We start from the raw sequence: 3,253 nt of genomic DNA on the forward strand, positions 1-3,253 counted from the left end.
CGAAGTGGTGATGTTGAATCCGGATAAGCCGGAAACAGCGCTGGAAAATGCAGCATAAAAAATGACTAAGGGTGCCAACATCCTTGACAGCCGCCTCATTTGGATATATAAAATCAAGAAAATTAGATAAAACAGGTAGAATTATAGACTATAAAGCAAAAAATGGTGCAGGATTCACTCTTGAAAGTTTCTTTGGAATAATTCCTAACGGTAAATCCGAACCGGATTTTTTAGACTGGGAATTAAAAGCACATTCAGGATCTGTAATAACCTTAATGACTCCTGAGCCTAATACAGGCAAGTATATCGAAGATATACATTTATTCATGCGTGATTATGCCTCCAGTAAAAAAGAAAAAAGAGTTGATTTTGCCAGTATACATAGAGTTGGTGATATAAATGAAAAAACAGGTTTATCACTAAATCTTGAAGGTTATAACATCACCAAAAGAAAGATAGAAGATCCCGATGGAGGGTTATTCCTCAGAAATCATTCAGGCGTATTAGTTGCCAGATGGAGTTTTGAAAAATTATTAAATCACTGGAAAAGAAAACACGCAAAAACCTGCTTTGTCTCTTATGAGTCTCAAGACTCATGTTCTGGAAGACATTATCGTTATAGACCATCGATAACACTGGCAACAGGTGCAGAACTTGAGATTTTTTTCTGCCTTAGCCACCTCAACTATCTATTATGATCCGGGTATCAATATCAAATATTTTGATGGAAGTTCAATCGTTAAAAAAAGAAATCAATTCAGAATAAAATGGAAAGATATAAATGGAATATATAAAAACGTAGAAAAATTAGATTTAAGAAATTTTTAACAAAAATTCAGGGCTTATTTTCACCAGCCCTACTTAAAACAATGAAAAATAATTAAATTAGTATTGAAAATAATATTTTCATATAAGAAACGGCGTTATGCACAAAAGAAACTTTTAAATTACCAAACCTCACCATTTAAAAGATAAAAATATCAAAAAACCATTTTTAAAATAGTAAAAGTATCCTTTGGTAATCACATTAATAAATATTGTCACAACTAAATCAATACGCAGATCATCATTAATCAGCTAATTATTTTTTAAAAACACATAGTAATACCAACATGTGATAGGCTCTAAAATATCATGTTAGCAGTCATGCAGTTAGTAGATTTTAGCCTCGATTACACTACCAAGATTATAGCGCATAGTAGACCTTTAGACTGGAAGGGTAATCCCCCCATTTTTAACGGAGGTCATAAGTAGAGTTATGCAGCACGTAACACATGCTGTTTTGGGGTATATCCGCCCAACGCCATATTCGGCCTTTCGTGATTATAAAACCACTGCCATTCTGTTGCGTACCGTTGTAATTCGTCCAGTGATGAAAATATATATTGCCCCAGCCAGTCATAACGCACGGTCCGGTTATAACGCTCGATATAGGCATTTTGCTGCGGTTTACCCGGCTGGATAAAATTTAGTTCAATGTCGTTGTTTTTAGCCCATTGCATCAACTCGCTACTCGTATATTCCGGACCGTTGTCACAGCGTATTGAAACCGGCTTCCCGCGCCACTCAATCAGACGCTCCAGCGTTTGCTATAACCGCTCCACCTATCTGGAACAGCGCAAGGTATTGATGTGTTGGTGGGGTGAGTTCATAGAGAATGCCGCAACAGGAAAAGTCATGGCGTCGGAAAATTACGCAGTTTTACTTATATGATCTTGCGGCTGAACAAGAAAAGCGCGACACTACGTAAAGACAAACGTAACTACAAAGGTAAGTATGATGGGTAGCATTAATCTCCGTATCGATGATGATCTTAAAACACGTTCCTACGCAGCACTCGAAAAATTGGGGGTTACGCCTTCTGAAGCATTGCGCCTTACGCTGGAATACATTGCTGAAAATGAACGGCTTCCCTTTAAACAGACGTTACTTAGTGATGAAGATGCTGAATTGGTTGAAATTGTCCGTGAACGCCTTCGCAATCCCAAGCCAGTACGTGTGACGTTGGATGATCTTTAATGTCGTATTTTCTGGATTTTGACGAACGCGCACTAAAGGAATGGCGCAAGCTGGGCGAGATAGTTCGCAATCAATTCAAAAAGAAACTAGCCGATATTCTGGAAGCACCACGTATCGAAGCCAACAAACTGCGCGGGATGCCGGACTGCTACAAAATAAAGCTGCGCTCTGCTGGCTACCGGTTGGTTTATCAGGTGCAGGATGAAAAAGTAGTGGTTTTTGTCGTGTCAGTCGGCAAACGCGAGCGTTCCGAGGCCTACGCCGATGCAATAAAACGATTACGCTAACAACCCTAACACAACCATGAAACTCGAGAAAAAACACCACCAACAATCAAGATCGTCCGGCTGGGGCGGCAAACGTACCGGTGCAGGCACACTAGTTGGTAACACCAATGCGGTGAAACATGGAGAACGCAGCCGCCAGGCATTCTTTCCTTTGGCTGGTGATAATGGGCAATTTACGCCGCTGCAATTGCTACGTGTAAGAAACCTACTCCTGCCGAACGTGTCGGCGAGTTGATGCACAGCGCTCTCGCACAGGCGCTTACCGCCAAAATGGTGAATAATAAGCTTTCACAAAAGCAAACCTAAATCAGCGTAGTGCCATAAAACCGTAGTCCCAAAGGTAACGATCATGGCAATTCAAGCAAAGCCCTTCACAGACACGGAAGTTAAAGCCGCCAAAGCAATTGATAAAAAATTGTCGCTGCATGAAGGTAGCGGGCTGCTCCTTATTTTTATAGAACATAATGAGAGTGATTCTTCAAACCAGCCGTTTCTCATCTGATGTTTTTCGTGATGATAATTAGAGACTTTCCTCTGACCAGTTCTATAATGAAAATAAAGATGTCAGATCCAGATTTAAAATCATCCAAACTGTAATAATATTGTCATGGATTTAGTGTTTATCTATCGTCTATAGCTGAGGGCGACTTATTGTGGCAAATTTGTGACAAATGCAAATTTTTTACCGTTCCATTTATAAGAAGTTTTATGGCGTATATCACTAAATAACTGATCCTAATATCGCTACATTTTTACCAACCCATGATTCCCACCGGGGAATGGGCTGACAGTATTCATAAAGTGACGCACTTTTTTCAGTAACTGCCACATTGAGCGGCACTGGAGGTTTCCGGTTATCGTTTCGTGCAGCGCCTGCCACAGCCGTTCAACATGATTTACCCAGGGCGAGTAAACCGGCTGATAAATAACACGAAACTTCGGATTCT

Annotated in this window: 4 protein-coding genes and 3 pseudogenes; 5 read left to right on the forward strand and 2 right to left on the reverse strand. The window is 40.2% G+C overall.

All coding sequences use genetic code 11. The features are described 5' to 3' along the window. Positions 1–71 precede the first annotated feature (71 nt). Positions 72–828, forward strand: a pseudogene (locus DES54_RS18310) (MvaI/BcnI family restriction endonuclease). A gap of 428 nt (positions 829–1,256) precedes the next feature. On the opposite strand, the pseudogene DES54_RS18320 reads toward DES54_RS18310, so the two are convergent. Continuing rightward, positions 1,257–1,589: pseudogene (locus DES54_RS18320) on the reverse strand (integrase core domain-containing protein); the annotation flags it as partial. A gap of 190 nt (positions 1,590–1,779) precedes the next feature. On the opposite strand from DES54_RS18320, the gene DES54_RS18325 reads away from it, so the two are divergent. The 4 genes from DES54_RS18325 (at position 1,780) to DES54_RS19065 (ending at position 2,808) form a co-directional block, all read left to right on the forward strand. Then, positions 1,780–2,019, forward strand: coding sequence for a type II toxin-antitoxin system RelB/DinJ family antitoxin (locus tag DES54_RS18325; protein WP_113869790.1), 240 nt, complete (start codon positions 1,780–1,782; stop codon positions 2,017–2,019). Beyond that, positions 2,019–2,306, forward strand: coding sequence for a type II toxin-antitoxin system RelE family toxin (locus tag DES54_RS18330; RefSeq protein ID WP_113869792.1), 288 nt, complete (start codon positions 2,019–2,021; stop codon positions 2,304–2,306). The genes DES54_RS18325 and DES54_RS18330 overlap by 1 nt, the downstream gene beginning before the upstream one ends. A gap of 16 nt (positions 2,307–2,322) precedes the next feature. Continuing rightward, the gene (locus DES54_RS18335) at positions 2,323–2,541 is read left to right on the forward strand and encodes a hypothetical protein (RefSeq protein WP_240635072.1); all 219 of its coding nucleotides are present in this window, start codon (positions 2,323–2,325) and stop codon (positions 2,539–2,541) included. Positions 2,542–2,655: 114 nt separating this feature from the next. Next, complete coding sequence (locus DES54_RS19065; protein WP_211185882.1) at positions 2,656–2,808, forward strand: hypothetical protein; 153 nt, start codon at positions 2,656–2,658, stop codon at positions 2,806–2,808. Between the two features lie 242 nt (positions 2,809–3,050). Here the strand turns inward: DES54_RS19065 and DES54_RS18345 are convergent. Next, a pseudogene (locus DES54_RS18345) lies at positions 3,051–3,253 on the reverse strand (IS630 family transposase); the annotation flags it as partial.

This window comes from Brenneria salicis ATCC 15712 = DSM 30166, assembly GCF_003315515.1.
GTDB lineage: Bacteria > Pseudomonadota > Gammaproteobacteria > Enterobacterales > Enterobacteriaceae > Brenneria > Brenneria salicis.